Below are 16088 nucleotides of genomic sequence, written 5' to 3'. Positions count from 1 at the left end.
AGCGGTCCCCGAGCGAGACGCGCCACAGTGCCGCTCAAACCGCGCATACAGGAGGTAGCAACGGTGTCGGTGAGCGACCGAAGAGCAGGCGGCAGGGGCGGCGGCGAAGCCGGGTCGGTGGTGGTGCTCGGCGCCACGGGGTTCGTGGGCCGGCACATCTGCGAGGTGTTCGGCGCGGCGGGCTGGACGGTGACGGGTATCGCCCGCGGCGCCCAGGACCCGTCAACTCCTTACGAAATCATCCCACTTGACGTGGTGAGCGCGGAGCCGGGGCACATCGCCCGGCTGCTCGCCGAGCGCGGCGCGGGGGCGGTGGTGAACGCGGCGGGCGCGGTGTGGCAGGCCACCGAGGACGACATGACCCGCGCCAACGCCGAGCTCGTGGAGCACCTGGTGGCCGCGACCGCCCGGCTCGACGCGCGGCCCCGGCTGATCCAGCTGGGCTCGGTGCACGAGTACGGCCCGGTGCCGCGCACCGGGATCACGGAGGACACCCCGACCGCGCCGGTCACCCCGTACGGCCGCTCGAAGCTGGCGGGTGCCCGCGCGCTGCTCGACGCGACCGCGTCGGGCGAGGCGGCGGGCCTGGTCCTGCGCGTCTCGAACGTGTCGGGGCCCGGCACTCACCGGGCGAGCCTGCTCGGCATGGTGGCGCACCATCTCGCCACGTCCGCCCCCGAACCGCTGCGGCTCGCCCCGCTGCTCGCCCACCGCGACTTCGTGGACGTACGGGACGTCGCCGATGCGGCGCTCGCCGCGGCGTGCTCCGAGGCGAGCGGGCAGGTCCTCAACATCGGTGGCGGGCAGGCGACTTCGGTGCGCAGCCTGGTGCTGCGGCTGACCGAACTCGCGGGTGCGGCGGCCGAGATCGTCGAGGCGCCGAGTGCGGGCGGGCGGCCGCCCGAGGCCGAGTGGCAGCGCATGGACATCGGGCGTGCGAAGCGGCTTCTGGGCTGGTCACCACGGCGCAGCCTGGACGATTCGCTGCGCGACCTGCTGGCCCACGCCCGTGCCGGGGCCCATCGCGAGTCGTTGTCCAGTGCCCTTCAAGTCGCCCCCACGACGATGGCGCTGTCGGATCACCGCTGAGGGCTTCGTGCCGAACTGACGACCATGGAGGCAGCCAAAATGAGTGACACCAAGGCACGGATTCTCGATTCTGTGCGGGAGTACCACCTGGAGAAGGAGCCGTCCCGCGAGTTCGTGCCGGGAGTCAGCGAGATCTGGCCGTCCGGTGCGGTCCTGGAGCCGGCGGACAGAGTGGCGCTGGTGGAGGCGGCCCTTGACATGCGGATAGCCGCCGGCACCAGCTCCCGCAAGTTCGAGTCCCGGTTCGCCCGTTACATGAAGCGGCGCAAGGCCCATCTGGTGAACTCCGGTTCCTCGGCCAACCTGCTCGCCATGTCGGCGCTCACCTCGCCGCACCTGGAGGACCGCCGCCTGAAGCCCGGCGACGAGGTCATCACGGTGGCCGCGGGCTTTCCCACCACCGTCAACCCGATCCTGCAGAACGGCCTCATCCCCGTCTTCGTGGACGTCGAGCTGAAGACGTACAACACGACGGCCGAGCGCATCAAGGCCGCTGTCGGCCCCAAGACGCGGGCCATCATGGTCGCGCACGCCCTTGGCAACCCGTTCGAGGTCGCCGAGGTCGCGCAGATCGCCGAGGAGAACGACCTCTTCCTCATCGAGGACAACTGCGACGCGGTCGGCTCCCTCTACAACGGTCAACTCACCGGTACGTTCGGTGACTTGACGACGGTCAGCTTCTACCCGGCGCACCACCTGACGATGGGCGAGGGCGGCTGCGTGCTGACCTCGAACCTGGCGCTCGCCCGCATCGTGGAGTCGCTGCGCGACTGGGGCCGGGACTGCTGGTGCGAGCCGGGCGAGAGCGACCGCTGCTTCAAGCGCTTCGAGTACCAGCTGGGCACCCTGCCGGCCGGGTACGACCACAAGTACATCTACTCGCACATCGGCTACAACCTGAAGGCCACCGACCTGCAGGCCGCGCTCGGGCTGACCCAGCTCGACAAGGTCGACGACTTCACCGCCGCCCGCCGCCGCAACTGGCAGCGGCTGCGGGAGGGCCTGGAGGGTGTGCCGCACCTGATCCTGCCCGAGGCGACGCTCGGCAGTGAGCCCAGCTGGTTCGGTTTCGTCATCACCGTCGACCCCGACGCGCCGTTCAAGCGGAAGGAGTTGGTGAACTTCCTGGAAGAGCGGAAGATCGGCACCCGCAACCTGTTCGCCGGCAACCTGACCCGCCAGCCCGCCTACGTGGACGCCCCGCACCGGATCGTGGGCGACCTCACCAACTCCGACATCATCACCGAGCAGACCTTCTGGATCGGCGTCTATCCGGGGCTCACCGACGAGCACACCGACTTCATGACGTCCTCGATCCGGGACTTCGTCGCCGGCTGGTGACGGCCCCCGACACCCCTCCACCACAGCACCCTTGACGAGGAGAGAGCGTACATGTCGTCGACACTTGCGGAGCTGACTGAGCTTCAGCCGGTGGTCCAGCCCCGTGAGCCGGTGTCGGTCGCCGACCGGATCGCGGCGTCCGCGGCCTCCGCCGGCGGGCTCCTGACCACCGGGGAGTTCCACCACTGGTTCACCGAGCGCAGGAAGGCGGGCCGCTTCCACATCGAGCGCATCCCGTTCTCGAAGCTGCGCGGCTGGTCCTTCGAGCCGGACACCGGGAACCTGGTGCACTCCAGCGGCCGTTTCTTCAGCGTGGAAGGGCTGCACGTCACGACCGACGACGGCCCGCACAAGGAGTGGTACCAGCCCATCATCAAGCAGCCCGAGGTCGGCATCCTCGGCATCCTGGTGAAGGAGTTCGACGGCGTACTGCACTTCCTGATGCAGGCCAAGATGGAGCCGGGCAACCGCAACCTGCTCCAGCTCTCCCCCACCGTGCAGGCCACCCGCAGCAACTACACCAAGGTCCACCAGGGCACGGACGTGAAGTACATCGAGTACTTCACGGGCAGCGGGCGGGGCCGCATCCTCGCCGACGTGCTCCAGTCCGAGCACGGCTCGTGGTTCTACCACAAGAGCAACCGCAACATGATCGTCGAGGTGGACGGCGACGTCCCGCTCGACGAGGACTTCTGCTGGCTGACGCTGGGTCAGATCTCCGAACTCCTGCACCAGGACAACCTGGTGAACATGGACTCGCGCACGGTCCTCGCCTGCCTGCCCGCCTATCGTGCGGGCGCCGCGCGGGGGGACGTTTTCAGCCAGTCCCTGGCCCGCTCGCGCGACCCCGAGGCGGGCGCGCTGCTCACGGACGTCGACCTGCTGTCCTGGTTCACCTCGGAGCGCTCGCGCTACGACGTGCAGGCCGAGCGGATCCCGCTGGACGACGTGCCGGGCTGGACCCGGGACGAGGCGCGCATCGGCAAGGACGACGGCCGCTGGTTCAACGTGGTCGCGGTCGAGGTACAGGCCGGCAACCGCGAGGTGACGAGCTGGACACAGCCCCTGATCGAGCCGTGCAGCCGCGGCATCGCGGCCTTCCTGGCCCGTTCGTTCGACGGCGTGCTGCACGTCCTGGCCAACGCCAAGGTCGAGGGCGGCTTCCTCGACACGGTCGAGCTGGCCCCCACCGTGCAGTGCTCGCCGGACAACTTCGAGGGCCTCCAGGTCCGCCCGCCCTTCCTGGATCTCGTCCTGGAGGCGGCCCCCGACCGCATCCGCTACGACGCCATCCACTCGGAGGAGGGCGGCCGGTTCCTGTACGCGGAGAACCGCTACCTGGTCATCGAGGCCGACGAGCAGGAAGCCCCCATCGAGCCACCGACCGGCTATCAGTGGGTAACGATCAGTCAGCTGACGGCGCTGATCAAACACGGACACTACGTCAATGTGCAGGCCAGGACCCTCCTCGCCTGCCTCAACGCCATGGGACATCTGACGGATGACTGAACGACCCCTGCGCATCGCCGTCCTCGGCACCGCCGACATCGCCCGCCGCCGGGTGCTGCCCGCCATGGCGGCGGACCCGGACGTCGAGCTGACCGCGGTGGCGAGCCGGGACGGCGGGCGCGCCAAGGAGGTCGCGGCCCAGTTCGGCTGCGCGCCGGTCGAGTCGTACGACGCGGTCCTGGAACGGGCCGACGTGGACGCCGTCTATGTCCCGCTGCCCATCTCCCTGCACGCCGAATGGGCGGGCCGGGCGCTGCGCGCGGGCAAGCACGTCCTGGCCGAGAAGCCGCTCACCGCCGACCGGCCGACCACCGAGGCGCTGCTCGACCTCGCGCGCGCCTCGGGCCTGGTGCTGATGGAGAACGTCATGTTCGTCCACCACCCCCAGCACTCGGTCGTACGGGAGCTGGTGGCGAGCGGCGCGATCGGTCAACTCCGGGCGTTCAGCGCCGCGTTCGCGATCCCGGCGCTGCCCGCCGGGAACATCAGGCACCGCCCCGAACTCGGCGGCGGCGCCCTCCTCGACGTCGGCTACTACCCGGTGCGGGCCGCGCTGTACTTCCTCGGCGCGGGCCTGGAGATCGTCGGCGCCGCCCTTGAGAGCACGGGCGGCTCGGCGGTGGAGACCTCCGGCGCGGTCCTGGTGCGCTCCCCCGCCGGCGTCCTCGGCCAGCTGGCGTTCGGCATGGAGCACGCGTACCGCTCCGCGTACGAGCTGTGGGGCAGCGAGGGCCGGATCCGCGTGGAACCGGCGTTCACCCCGCCCGCCGACCACAAGCCGGCGGTGTGGATCACGGACGCGCACGGCCCGCGCGAGCTGACGCTGGCCCCGCACGACCAAGTGGCCGCCACCGTCCAGGCGTTCGTGCGCGCGGTGCGTTCGGGGGCCGTCGAGTCGCCGGACGCCGGGGAGTGCCTGGAGCAGGCGACCCTGCTGGACGCGGTGCGCGCGAGGGCGACGTCTTCCCTTCGCCCTACGTCGCCCACTTCGCCTGTTTCTTCTACTTCTACTTCTTCTACTTCTACTACTTCGACTTCGCGACAGGAAGGGACCGACCGTGACCGTGACTGAGCAGCCGCCGCCGCAGACCGCGGCGGTGCGCGTCGCCGAACTGCACGTCCTGCGCGAGCAGGCCAAGCTCGGCCCCAGCGAGAAGGCGACCGAGGCCCAGCGCGCCAAGGGCAAGCTGACCGCGCGCGAGCGCATCGACCTGCTCCTGGACCCGGGCACCTTCCAGGAGGTCGAGCAGCTGCGCCGGCACCGCGCGACGGGCTTCGGCCTGGAGGCGAAGAAGCCGTACACGGACGGAGTGGTCACCGGCTGGGGCACGGTCGAGGGCCGCACGGTGTTCGTGTACGCCCATGACTTCCGCATCTTCGGCGGCGCCCTGGGCGAGGCCCACGCCACGAAGATCCACAAGATCATGGACATGGCGATCGCGGCGGGTGCTCCGCTGGTGTCGCTCAATGACGGCGCGGGCGCCCGTATCCAGGAGGGCGTCAGCGCACTGGCGGGCTATGGCGGCATCTTCCAGCGCAACACGAAGGCGTCGGGGGTGATCCCGCAGATCAGCGTGATGCTGGGCCCGTGCGCGGGCGGCGCCGCCTACAGTCCGGCGTTGACGGACTTCGTGTTCATGGTGCGAGAAACCTCGCAGATGTTCATCACCGGCCCGGACGTGGTGCAGGCGGTGACGGGCGAGGAGATCACCCAGAACGGACTCGGCGGCGCCGACGTGCACGCCGGGGTCTCGGGCGTGGCCCACTTCGTCCACGACGACGAGGAGACGTGCCTGGCGGAGGTCCGCTACCTGATCTCGATGCTTCCGTCGAACAACAGGGAGATGCCCCCGCCGCTGCCCCCGGGCGACGACCCGGCGGACCGCCGCAACGACGTGCTCCTCGACCTGGTGCCCTCGGACGGCAACCGCCCGTACGACATGCGCAAGGTCCTGGAGGAGATCGTCGACCACGGCGACCTCCTGGAGGTCCACGAGCACTGGGCCCGCAACATCATCTGCGCGCTGGCCCGGATCGACGGCCGCGTGGTGGGCATCCTGGCGAACCAGCCGCAGTTCCTGGCGGGCGTGCTCGACATCGAGGCGAGCGAGAAGGCGGCCCGCTTCGTCCAGCTCTGCGATGCTTTCAACATCCCGCTGCTGACCATGGTCGACGTGCCGGGCTTCCTGCCGGGCGTCTCGCAGGAGCACGGCGGCATCATCCGCCACGGCGCGAAGCTCCTGTACGCGTACTGCAACGCGACGGTGCCCCGGATCTCCCTGATCCTGCGCAAGGCGTACGGCGGCGCGTACATCGTCATGGACTCCCAGTCCATCGGCGCCGACCTGACCTACGCCTGGCCGACGAACGAGATCGCGGTGATGGGCGCGGAGGGTGCGGCGAACGTCATCTTCCGCCGGGAGATTGCGAGTTCGGACGATCCCGAGGCGGTCCGCGCCTCGAAGATCGCGGCGTACAAGTCAGAACTGATGCACCCGTACTACGCGGCCGAGCGGGGCCTGGTGGACGACGTGATCGACCCGGCCGAGACGAGGAAGGTCCTGGCCGCCGCCCTGGCGATGCTCCGCACAAAGCACGCAGACCTGCCGTCCCGCAAACATGGCAACCCCCCGCAGTGAGGAGCGAGCGTGTCGAACGATTCGACTGACCCCCTGTTCCGGGTACTGAAAGGCACCCCGACGGAGGCGGAACTGGCCGCGCTGGCAGTGGTCCTCCTCTCCCTGACCGGGGAGCCCCCCACGGATCTGGCCCCGATAATCCCCCTGGCCGCGTGGCGCCGCCAGCCGTACGAGCCCCCGGTGAGCTGGCGGAGGGCGGCGTAGCGGGCGGGGGGGGCGGCCGAGTGTGGGCCCCCTCGGGCGACTGCTTGAGGCGGGGCCCTTGGCTCGGCGGCCCTTCCTTCGACTGCGGGAGCACCCCCCTCGCCTCGGGCCTGTCAGGGGTTAGGGGCCGAGCGCAGCCCAGGCCCTTCAGGGGCGCGGGACTGTGACATCATGCGGCTCCGCCGCGCGGGCGCGACCAGCCACGCACGGCCCGCAGCCAACGGCCAGGAGGGCCGGGGCCGGGCGCAGCCCAGGCCCTCCAGGGGCGCGGCACTGTGACATCATGCGGCTCCGCCGCGCGGGCGCGACCAGCCACGCACGGCCCGCACCCGACGAAAAAGCCGGGTCTGGGACGAAGCCCCGTTCAAGGGGGCCCGGGGCGAAACCCCGGGAAACCCCACAGCTGGCCCAGGGCGCAGCTCAGCCCGCGCTACCGCCCGGACCGCGCCGCCCGGGCAATGGTGACGACGGCCTTCTCAAGGGCGTACTCAGGGTCATCCCCCCCACCCTTGACCCCCGCATCCGCCTCAGCCACGGCCCGCAGGGCCAAAGAGACCCCCTCCGGCGTCCACCCCCGCATCTGCTGCCGCACCCGGTCGATCTTCCACGGCGGCATGCCCAACTCGCGCGCGAGATCCGCCGGCCGGCCCCCCCGCGCGGAGGACAGCTTCCCGATCGCCCGCACCCCCTGCGCGAGCGCACTGGTGATCATGACAGGAGCGACCCCGGTGGACAGCGACCACCGCAGCGCTTCGAGCGCCTCCGCGGCCCGCCCCTCCACCGCCCGGTCGGCGACGGTGAAGCTGGAGGCCTCGGCCCGCCCGGTGTAGTACCGGCCGACGACCGCCTCGTCGATCGTCCCCTCCACGTCCGCGCAGAGCTGCGACACCGCGGAGGCCAGCTCGCGCAGATCGCTGCCGATGGAGTCGACCAGCGCCTGGCAGGCCTCGGGCGTGGCCGAACGCCCCAGCGCCCGGAATTCCTGCCGCACGAACGTCAGCCGCTCGGCCGGCTTCGTGGTCTTGGGGCACGCGACCTCCCGCGCCCCCGCCTTACGGGCCGCATCCAGCAGCCCCTTGCCCTTGGCGCCGCCCGCGTGAAGGAGCACCAGGGTGATCTCTTCGGCGGGCGCGTCGAGGTACGCCTTCACGTCCTTGACGGTGTCCGCCGACAGGTCCTGCGCGTTGCGCACGACCACGACCTTCCGCTCGGCGAAGAGCGACGGGCTGGTCAGCTCGGCCAGGGTGCCGGGCTGCAACTGGTCGGAGGTCAGGTCACGCACATCGGTGTCGGAGTCGGCGGCCCGGGCGGCCGCCACCACCTGCTGCACGGCGCGGTCGAGCAGCAGGTCCTCCTGGCCCACGGCGAGCGTGACGGGGGCGAGCGGATCGTCGGTGGAATTCTTCCTGGTGGCCATCGCCTTCCAGCATCCCACGGGCCACTGACAGTCCCGGCCCGCTCCCCGGCCCGCCCCCTTCCCCGCCGCCCCCATATCGGAGAATGGCCAGGTGAACGATGTGACCCGACACGTACTGGTGCTCCCGGACCGCGACGCCGCCGAGGACGTTGCCACCGAGCTGACCGACCTCTTCGGCCTCCCCGAGGAACCCCAGCTCGTCCGCGACGCCCTGGCCGGCGAGGACGACGCCGAGGACGCCCAGTGGCTCGTCGTCGTGGAGGACCCCAGCGCCCGCCTGGACCCCAAGGCCCTTGACACCCTGGCCGCCGAACACGACGGCTGGCTCGAATCCCCCTGACCCGTACGGCGATTGAGCCCCGTGCCCTCCAGTACGGGGCCAACTATCCGTGGCCGACCGGTACGCGATCAGTCAGTACGCGGCCGACCCGTACGCGGTCAGCCCGTCTTCGGCACGACCTGAATGTCGAGGTCGATCGAGATCGAGGACCCGATCGCCGCGATGCCCCGCGCCAGCATGGTCTGCCAGGTGAGCGTGAAGTCCTCGCGGTGCAGTTCGGTGCTGGCCCGGCAGGCGCCCCGGGTCTCGCCGCCGAGTCCGGTGCCGAGCCCCAGGTACTGCGTATCGAGCGTCACCGTACGGCTCACGCCGTGCAGCGTGAGCCCGCCGATGATCGCCCACCGGCCGCCGCCCCGGTGCACGAACCGGTCGCTGTAGAACTCCATCGTCGGATAGCTCCCGACGTCCAGGAAGTCGCCCGACCGCAGGTGGTCGTCACGCATCTGGACGCCCGTGTCTATGGAGGCGGTGTCGATGATGACGTGCATGGCGGACCCTTCCATGCGCTCCCCGATCCGGATGGCCCCGGCGAAGGTGTTGAACCGGCCGTGGATCCGGGCCAGGCCGATATGGCTCGCGGTGAAGCCGATCTGAGAGTGCGTCGGGTCGAGCTCCCACTCGCCCGGGTCGGGCAGCGAAGGAGGGGCCGCGACCTGGAGCGTGACGTCGCCGAGCGCGGCGAGCCCGCCGGCGGCGACGGTCGCGTTGCCGTGGAAGGGCGTATATCCCTCGGCCGTGACGGCCAGCCGGTACTCACCCGCCGGAACCGTCGTGACCACCGTCCCGAACGGGTCGGTCTCCCCGCCCACGACCCGGCGGCCCGACGCGTCGCTGACCACGAACTCGGCCCGCTGCACCGGCTCACTGACCGGGTCGAGGACCCGACAACTGAGCACGCCCGCGGTCGACGGGACGGACAGGCCGGCCAGCGGCCCGGTACGAAGCGGAGAACTGGTCGAGCTCTTGCCGAACCAGCGGCTGAACACTGTGCACGCACCCCCGTGCGAAGAAGTATCTGCCGGGCCGCGCAGGGGGCAGACATCCTCGTCCGTCCTCGCCACAGCAGGACTGCGGCCCCTTGACGAAGACGCATTCGATCACTGTTGTGCCGTTCGAGGCAAACGCGGCGCCTGGGCACTGTTGAGGCACCTGTCACCAGAGGCCCGAATTGGCCATTCCGGTTCACCGGGCCGAGCGGGCCGCGTTCCGCCCCCTCCGCACCCCGCTCTCCCCCGCCGGACCTAGGTCCGGCGCCCGAGGTGCTCGGCCCCCAACCCCCGCTAGCGTAACGGGACATGACGACACGCGAGCCGGCGCGCAGCCTCGAACAGCGTAAGCAGGACGTCCTGACCCGCCTCGAAAAGGACGAGGACGCCTGGGTCGCGACCGCTTCCGCCTCCGGTGAACCCCACCTCATGCCTCTCTCCTTCGTCTGGGAGGACGGGACCCTGCTGATGTGCACCCGCATGACCAACCCCACGCTGCGCAACCTCCGGTCCGGCGACCGCCCGGTCCAGGTCACGCTCGGCCATACCCGGGACGTCGTGCACATCACCGGCACCGCCATCGTGATCCCCACCACCGAACTCCCCACGGCCTCGGGCGACGCCTTCGCGGCCAAAATCATCTGGGACCCCCGCACCAGCGGCCCCCCGTACACCTACTTCCGTGTCGTCCCCCGACGCATCCAGGCTTGGCGCGAGGTCAACGAAATCCCCGACCGCGACCTGATGCACGAGGGAGCCTGGCTCGTCTGACACCGCGAGACCGCAGGTCGCCCGGAGTCGCACCCCCTCACGAGCCGCGTCACGGGTCCCGGCCCCGAGGAACGGCCCGCAGCCCGTCCCCCACACCCGTGACCGCGATCGCCCCGTCCGTGTCCGTGCGCAGCACAGCCGCGCCCCATGCGCGCAGTACGGCGATCGTGCCGGGCGCGGGGTGGCCGTACCGGTTGCCCCGGCCGACCGAGATCAGCGCCAGCCTCGGGCGTACGGCTGCGAGCAGCGCGGGGTCCTGGTGTGCCGAGCCGTGGTGGGCGACCTTGAGGACGTCCACCCGCGCCAGCCCTGGGTTCCGCCTCAACAGCCCGCGCTGTGAAGGTGGTTCGAGATCCCCGGGCAGCAGCAGAGTCAGCCCGGCGGCGGTGCGGACGAGCAGGGTGACACTGGCGTCGTTCGGCCCGTCCGGCACCGGCCCGGGCGCGGGCGGTGGCCACAGCACCTCCCACGAAAGGCCGCCCAGTGCCCGTCGTTCCCCGTACGCGGCCGGCACCACCGGCACCCCGTCCGCGGCGGCGGTGCGCCGCACGAACGCCGCCTGGTCGGGCGGCTCCGCGAACCCCGTGGTCTCGATCAGCCCGACGGACCGGCCCCGCAACACCCCTGCCAGGCCGCCCACATGATCGGCGTGAAAGTGGGTGAGCAGGAGCAGCGGAATACGGCTCACCCCGAGCTCGTGCAGACAGCGGTCGACCGGCAGCGCCTCGGGCCCGGTGTCGATCACCACCGCCGTCCCCGCCCCGGCAGCCAGCACCGTGGCATCGCCCTGCCCCACATCGCACATGGCGTACGACCAGTCCGGCGGCGGCCAGCCGGTGACGATCCTGGTCAGCGGGGCGGGCCGCACCACGGCGAGCAGCAGCACGAGCGCGATCACCGCGGCAGCCCAGGGGTATCGGGGCAGCCGCCGAGCCACGAGCACCGCCACCGCGGTGGCGATGGCGAGCAGCGCTCCCCCGCGCCAGCCGCCCGGCCACCCCGACTCCGCCCCGGGCAGGGCCGCTCCGTTGCGGGCCACCGACGCGATCCAGCCGGTAGGCCAACCCGCGCACCAGGCAAGGAACTTGGCGACCGGCATCGCGATCGGCGCGACGGCCAGTGCGGCGAAGCCCGCGACCGTCGCCAGCGCCACCGCCGGCTCGGCCAGCAGATTGCAGGGCACCGCGACCAGGCTGACCCGCGCCGCGAACACGGCCACCACCGGAGCGCACACCGCCTGGGCCGCTCCCGCCGCCGCCAGCACCTCGGCGAGCCGCGGCGGCACCCCGCGCCGCCTCAGTGCCGCGCCCCATCCCGGCGCGATGGTGAGCAGCGCCCCGGTCGCGAGCACCGACAGCAGAAACCCGTAACTCCGGGCCAGTTCCGGCGCGTACAGCACCAGGAGCAGGACGGCGGCTGCCAGTGCGGGGATCAGCGATCTGCGTCGGCCCGTCCCGATCGCCAGCAGCGTGACCAGGCCGCAGGCGGCGGCCCGCAGCACGCTCGGCTCCGGCCGACACACCACGACGAAGGCCAGCGTGAGCGCCCCGCCCAGCAGCGCGGTCGCCCGCAGGGAGATCCCGAGCCGTGGCGCGAGGCCGCCCCGCTCGGCCAGCAGGGCTTTACCCGGCGATCCGATCAACAGGGCGAGCAGGATCGCGAAGTTGCTTCCGGATACCGCCATGACATGCATGAGATCGGTCGACTCGAAGGCGGCGCGCAGCTCGGGCGTGACCCGGGACGTGTCGCCGACAACCAGGCCGGGCAGCAGCGCCCGCGCATCCGGCGCGAGCCCTTCGGCCGCCTCACGGAGCCCGTCCCGCAGCCCACCGGCCAGGCGCTGCAGCACAGTTGGCGGCCCGGTGATGCGGGGCGGCCCATGGGGAGCCTTGAGCAGGGCGGCGATTTTCCCGTCACCGGGCGCGAGCCGCGCGGTCACCCGCACCCGGGTGGACGGCAGCAGCCCCTGCCAGCTCGCGGGTGCGATCACAAGGACCGGTGTATGGACCCGCTCGGCTCTGCCGCCCGGCCCGAAAACCCGCTCCACCTCGGCGTCCACCGCGACCGAGGCACCGCCCCACCCCGCGGACCTGGTCGGACGCGGGTCGGTGCGGACCACCAACTCTACGGCGGCCTGCCCGAACTCCCGCGCAAGCCCCGGCAGCGGCCCCCTCCGCACCTCGGCGGCGTGCAGCCCCCCGGCCACGATCCCGGCCGCCGCACAGACCAACACCCCCGCGACGGCACCCCGATACCTCCAGACCCCACCACCCCCTACTGCCTCATTGCGCTCCCCCTCGACACCGACATGACGGCCGCCCTCCTCGCGGTCCCGCTCGCGATGTCCACGTAACCCCGCGCCCGAGATCCATCCCGGCAGAGCCCGCCAAACGACCGGCGCCACCAGCATCCCGGCCACGGCCAGACACACCACCACACCCCAACTCGCCCTATCTGATGGTGAGTTGACTGCCACGGCCGCGCCGCCCCACGCCCCCAGCGCCGGGCCGATCAGGCGGAGGTCCGCCGGTCCTTCCCGGTGCGGGTTGGCCGCCCCCAGCCGGTGGCCCGACTCGGCGTGGATCTCCAGGCGGTTCACAGCCGCACCAGGGGTTGCAGATCGTTGAACCTGCGCTCGCCGATCCCATTGACCTCTCGCAGTTCATCGACCGAGCGGAAGCCACCGTGCTGGGCGCGATAGTCCACGATGTGCTGCGCGAGCACCGGACCGACGCCGGGCAGCCCGTCCAACTGCTCCGCCGAAGCGGAGTTGAGACTGACCGGCCCGCTCGATCCGCCGCCGGTGCCACCACCGGTGCCGGTGCCAGTACCGGCGCCCGTTCCGCCCGGCACTCCGGCCAGCACCTGCTCACCGTCCGCGAGGAGCCGCGCCCGGTTGAGGCCGGTCAGATCGGCACCTTCGCGCACCCCGCCCGCCGCGGTCAGGGCATCGGCAACCCGCGATCCGGTGGGCAGCCGGTAGATCCCCGGCCGCCGCACCTTCCCGCCGACGTCCACCACGAGCACTCCGGCCGACGACGGCACCGCGTTGGCCACCGGCCGGGGCGTCGCCTCGGCGCTCGCGCCACGTCCCGGTCCGCCGCCCTTCGCCGCGGGCAGCGTCGGCGCCGGCCCGTCGACCAGGTCGGGGGCGCGTACGGACTGCGGGCGTCCGGCCCAGAAGTGGTGCACGGCGAACCCCGCCGCGACCACCAGGACCACACACAGCGCGGCCAGGCTGCGCGGCGCGAGACCGAACCTCAACTGGGCCCACACCGGCAGCCGTTCCCGCACCGCCACCCGGCCCCGCTCCCATGCACCGGGACCAGCGCGGCCGGCCTGCGGAGCCGGATCGACCCACGGAACCGGATCAATCGGTGCTGGAAGGTCGATCGGCGCTGCGGGAGCGACCAGCACAGCAGGGTCGATCGGTGCTGCAGGAATGCCGCGCGCGGCCGGGACAGCCGGTGCGGCGGGAGCCGCCGATGCGACGCGAGAGCGTGATGTGGCAAGACCTCCCTCCCGCCGGGCCGCCCGCCTCCGGACCGCCCGCTCGGGTACGGGCGGAGGCACCAGCGTCGACTCCCCGAGGATGCGCGCGGTCGGGGCAGCAGGATCGTGCGGCGGGGCCGCCGTACCCGGCGGCGGTGGGAGGAACAGCGCGTCCGCGCGCGTGCGTGCGGTCAGGGCGGAGACGTCGGCCTGGGCGGTGCGGCTTCGGCGGCCGCGGCCCGGGCGGGCCCGACCGTCGGAGCCGGGTGCCCGGCCCGGTCCGCTCGTAGCGGTGCGTGGTGATCGGAGTGCCATGTCACGAGACGTTAGGCACCCGAGCGCGAGCCCGCTGAGCAGGCCCAATTCCGGTGGACAGCAGGCGAGTTGTGGATAACCCGGCCACCCGTACGAGTGAGTGCGGCCGGGTCCAGGCGCCCAGCGGGGCGGGCCACAGCACGCGAACGCCCCTCAGCGCGGCCCCGCACCGGGACCCGCCGAAACGGTCCTGTTGCGGGCTTTCCCCGGCCGGCCGGGCCCGAGCCGCCGGCCGCCACCCCGCCTCAGCGCGGCGAAACGATCGCCCCCAGCAGCCCCGGCCCCGTGTGCGCGCCGATCACCGCTCCGACCTCGCTCGTGTACAGGTCGACCAGGCCCGGCACCCGAGCCCGCAGCCGGTCGGCGAGTGCGGCGGCGCGTTCCGGTGCCGCGAGATGGTGCACCGCGATGTCGACCGGGCTGCTTCCGGCCCGGTCGACCACGATCTCCTCCAGCCGGGCGATGGCCTTCGAGGCGGTGCGTACCTTCTCCAGCATGTCGATCCGGCCGCCGTCGAGCTGAAGCAGTGGCTTGACCGCCAGGGCCGAGCCGAGCAGCGCCTGGGCGGCCCCGATGCGGCCGCCGCGGCGCAGATAGTCCAGGGTGTCGACGTAGAAGAAGGCGGAGGTCTCACCGGCACGCTTCTCGGCGGCCGCCACCGCCTCGTCCAGGGTGCCGCCAGCGTCCGCGACCTGGGCCGCGGCCAGCGCGCAGAAGCCGAGCGCCATCGCGACCATCCCGGTGTCGACCACCCGAACCGGCACCGGGGCGTCCTTGGCGGCGAGCACCGCGGCGTCGTAGGTGCCGGAGAACTCGGCCGACAGATGCAGCGAGACGATCCCGGTCGCCCCCGCTTCGGCGACCTTGCGGTAGGTGGCCGCGAATACCTCGGGGCTGGGCCGGGAAGTGGTGACGGGGCGTCGTTTCTGCAGGGCGAGCGCCAGCGAGCGGGCCGAGATCTCGGTGCCCTCCTCCAGCGCCTGGTCCCCCAGGACGACGGTCAGCGGCACTGCGGTGATGCTGTGCCGCTCCATCGTCTGCGGCGGCAGATAGGCCGTTGAATCGGTGACGATCGCGACATGGCGGGACATGAGCGGGAGGTTACCCGCCAAGACCGCCGGACGGCAGTCCGGCCCTGGTGGAATGATCAGTTCGGGTCAGCGCCGGGCGCCCTGTTCCAGCGCCTTGACCTGGTGTTCGCCGGCTCAGCTCGTGGTTTTGGGGTGCGGCGCCTTCTGCCAGGGGTACGTCACCGGCGGCTCGGCGGCGCCTATCGCCTGAGACGCCTGGGCCGGCGGCTCGGGCCGCGTCCCCGCACCCCGCCCGGGCGTCGGCGAGGACGTCGGCTTGCTCTGCGCAGGCGCGGGGTTGTCCGAAAGGTCGCCCCAGGAAACGGACTCGCCGTTGATCGGCCCCTTGGTCGACCAGTCCCGCAGCGCCCCCGACTCCATCTCGATCTGCTCGCTGAGCGAGGCCAGGTCGTCGTCGGCGAACTGCCGGGCCCGGTCCCGCGCGGCCCAGCGCAGCGAGTCCGCGGAGTGCGTGATCCGCTCGGTGCGCTCGCGGAGCTCGGGCATCCGGGCCGCTGTGTTGCGCTTGTCCGGCTCCCGCTCCAGGCGCCTGAGCTCGTCGTCCAGTTCGCGGCCGTGCCCGCTGAGCCGCTCGAACAGAGCGAGGGACTCCTTGAGGGACTCGTCCTCGGCGAGGCGGGCGTGCAGCGCGTCCTGCGTGGCCCGCATCGACGTACGCAGTGAAAGCCGCAGCTGGGCGAGCTGGCCCGCGACGCCCGGCTGGCCCACGCTCTTCGCCCGCAGCGTGGTGTCCTCGACGGCCCTGCGGGCCTGCGTGACCGTACGCTCCACTCCGCGCTTGGCGGCGCCGACCACCTTGACCGTCACGTACACGCCGAGCACCACGAAGGCGACGAACAGCAGCGCCAGGATCAGGATCGCGGCTTCCATGAACGTCCCCTCGGTCGGTCGGCA

At 72.0% G+C, this 16088-nt stretch carries 14 protein-coding genes; 8 read left to right on the top strand and 6 right to left on the bottom strand.

The window, feature by feature from the left end; genetic code table 11:
- Positions 1-69: 69 nt before the first annotated feature.
- From OHA17_RS26580 to OHA17_RS26555, 6 genes are read left to right on the top strand one after another with little or no spacing between them, the layout of a single operon-like run.
- On the top strand, positions 70-1089 hold the full coding sequence (locus OHA17_RS26580; RefSeq protein ID WP_406508661.1) for an NAD-dependent epimerase/dehydratase family protein: 1020 nt from the start codon (positions 70-72) through the stop codon (positions 1087-1089).
- Positions 1090-1128: 39 nt separating this feature from the next.
- Complete coding sequence (rfbH, locus tag OHA17_RS26575; RefSeq protein WP_398871802.1) at positions 1129-2430, top strand: lipopolysaccharide biosynthesis protein RfbH; 1302 nt, start codon at positions 1129-1131, stop codon at positions 2428-2430.
- Between the two features lie 51 nt (positions 2431-2481).
- Positions 2482-3939: an NDP-hexose 2,3-dehydratase family protein gene (locus tag OHA17_RS26570; protein WP_406508660.1), complete on the top strand. Its 1458-nt coding sequence runs from the start codon at positions 2482-2484 to the stop codon at positions 3937-3939.
- Positions 3932-5011 carry a Gfo/Idh/MocA family protein gene (locus OHA17_RS26565; protein ID WP_406508659.1) on the top strand — a complete coding sequence of 360 codons (1080 nt, stop codon included), beginning with the start codon at positions 3932-3934 and terminating at the stop codon, positions 5009-5011. Before OHA17_RS26570 ends, OHA17_RS26565 begins: the two co-directional genes overlap by 8 nt.
- The gene (locus OHA17_RS26560) at positions 5004-6578 is read left to right on the top strand and encodes an acyl-CoA carboxylase subunit beta (RefSeq protein WP_406510820.1); all 1575 of its coding nucleotides are present in this window, start codon (positions 5004-5006) and stop codon (positions 6576-6578) included. Before OHA17_RS26565 ends, OHA17_RS26560 begins: the two co-directional genes overlap by 8 nt.
- A gap of 9 nt (positions 6579-6587) precedes the next feature.
- Complete coding sequence (locus OHA17_RS26555) at positions 6588-6782, top strand: acyl-CoA carboxylase subunit epsilon (RefSeq protein WP_398871808.1); 195 nt, start codon at positions 6588-6590, stop codon at positions 6780-6782.
- Positions 6783-7212: 430 nt separating this feature from the next.
- On the opposite strand, the gene holA is transcribed toward OHA17_RS26555, so the two are convergent.
- Entirely contained in the window at positions 7213-8199 is a 987-nt protein-coding gene (gene holA / locus OHA17_RS26550; protein ID WP_053726152.1) for a DNA polymerase III subunit delta, read from the bottom strand.
- A 91-nt stretch (positions 8200-8290) separates the two neighbouring features.
- Between holA and OHA17_RS26545 the strand changes: the two genes are divergently transcribed.
- On the top strand, positions 8291-8539 hold the full coding sequence (locus tag OHA17_RS26545; protein ID WP_053726153.1) for a hypothetical protein: 249 nt from the start codon (positions 8291-8293) through the stop codon (positions 8537-8539).
- A 98-nt stretch (positions 8540-8637) separates the two neighbouring features.
- On the opposite strand, the gene OHA17_RS26540 is transcribed toward OHA17_RS26545, so the two are convergent.
- Complete coding sequence (locus tag OHA17_RS26540; protein WP_398871814.1) at positions 8638-9525, bottom strand: YceI family protein; 888 nt, start codon at positions 9523-9525, stop codon at positions 8638-8640.
- 309 nt (positions 9526-9834) lie between these two features.
- Here OHA17_RS26540 and OHA17_RS26535 point away from each other — a divergent pair, with 309 nt between their 5' ends.
- On the top strand, positions 9835-10296 hold the full coding sequence (locus OHA17_RS26535) for a pyridoxamine 5'-phosphate oxidase family protein (protein WP_406508658.1): 462 nt from the start codon (positions 9835-9837) through the stop codon (positions 10294-10296).
- Between the two features lie 49 nt (positions 10297-10345).
- Here OHA17_RS26535 and OHA17_RS26530 read toward each other — a convergent pair whose 3' ends face one another.
- The 4 genes from OHA17_RS26530 to OHA17_RS26515 all read right to left on the bottom strand — a co-directional run bounded on the left by OHA17_RS26530 (position 10346) and on the right by OHA17_RS26515 (position 16064).
- The gene (locus OHA17_RS26530) at positions 10346-12895 is read right to left on the bottom strand and encodes a ComEC/Rec2 family competence protein (RefSeq protein ID WP_406508657.1); all 2550 of its coding nucleotides are present in this window, start codon (positions 12893-12895) and stop codon (positions 10346-10348) included.
- Positions 12892-13596, bottom strand: coding sequence for a helix-hairpin-helix domain-containing protein (locus tag OHA17_RS26525; RefSeq protein ID WP_406508656.1), 705 nt, complete (start codon positions 13594-13596; stop codon positions 12892-12894). Before OHA17_RS26525 ends, OHA17_RS26530 begins: the two co-directional genes overlap by 4 nt.
- 752 nt (positions 13597-14348) lie before the next feature.
- On the bottom strand, positions 14349-15194 hold the full coding sequence (locus tag OHA17_RS26520; protein ID WP_398871820.1) for a DegV family protein: 846 nt from the start codon (positions 15192-15194) through the stop codon (positions 14349-14351).
- Between the two features lie 114 nt (positions 15195-15308).
- Positions 15309-16064, bottom strand: a complete 756-nt coding sequence (locus tag OHA17_RS26515) for a hypothetical protein (RefSeq protein WP_406508655.1) — start codon at positions 16062-16064, stop codon at positions 15309-15311.
- Positions 16065-16088: the final 24 nt, after the last annotated feature.

It is taken from the genome of Streptomyces sp. NBC_00212 (genome assembly GCF_045206365.1).
Classification (GTDB): Bacteria; Actinomycetota; Actinomycetes; order Streptomycetales; family Streptomycetaceae; genus Streptomyces.
This window is presented reverse-complemented; position numbering and strand designations above follow the sequence as displayed.

What these genes read in the sequence shown, in the direction of transcription:
- rfbH (WP_398871802.1), top strand. Translation starts at nt 1,129, where the DNA reads ATGAGTGACACCAAGGCACGGATTCTCGATTCTGTGCGGGAGTACCAC.
- OHA17_RS26515 (WP_406508655.1), bottom strand. Translation starts at nt 16,064, where the DNA reads ATGGAAGCCGCGATCCTGATCCTGGCGCTGCTGTTCGTCGCCTTCGTG.
- holA (WP_053726152.1), bottom strand. Translation starts at nt 8,199, where the DNA reads ATGGCCACCAGGAAGAATTCCACCGACGATCCGCTCGCCCCCGTCACG.
- OHA17_RS26565 (WP_406508659.1), top strand. Translation starts at nt 3,932, where the DNA reads ATGACTGAACGACCCCTGCGCATCGCCGTCCTCGGCACCGCCGACATC.
- OHA17_RS26520 (WP_398871820.1), bottom strand. Translation starts at nt 15,194, where the DNA reads ATGTCCCGCCATGTCGCGATCGTCACCGATTCAACGGCCTATCTGCCG.
- OHA17_RS26535 (WP_406508658.1), top strand. Translation starts at nt 9,835, where the DNA reads ATGACGACACGCGAGCCGGCGCGCAGCCTCGAACAGCGTAAGCAGGAC.
- OHA17_RS26570 (WP_406508660.1), top strand. Translation starts at nt 2,482, where the DNA reads ATGTCGTCGACACTTGCGGAGCTGACTGAGCTTCAGCCGGTGGTCCAG.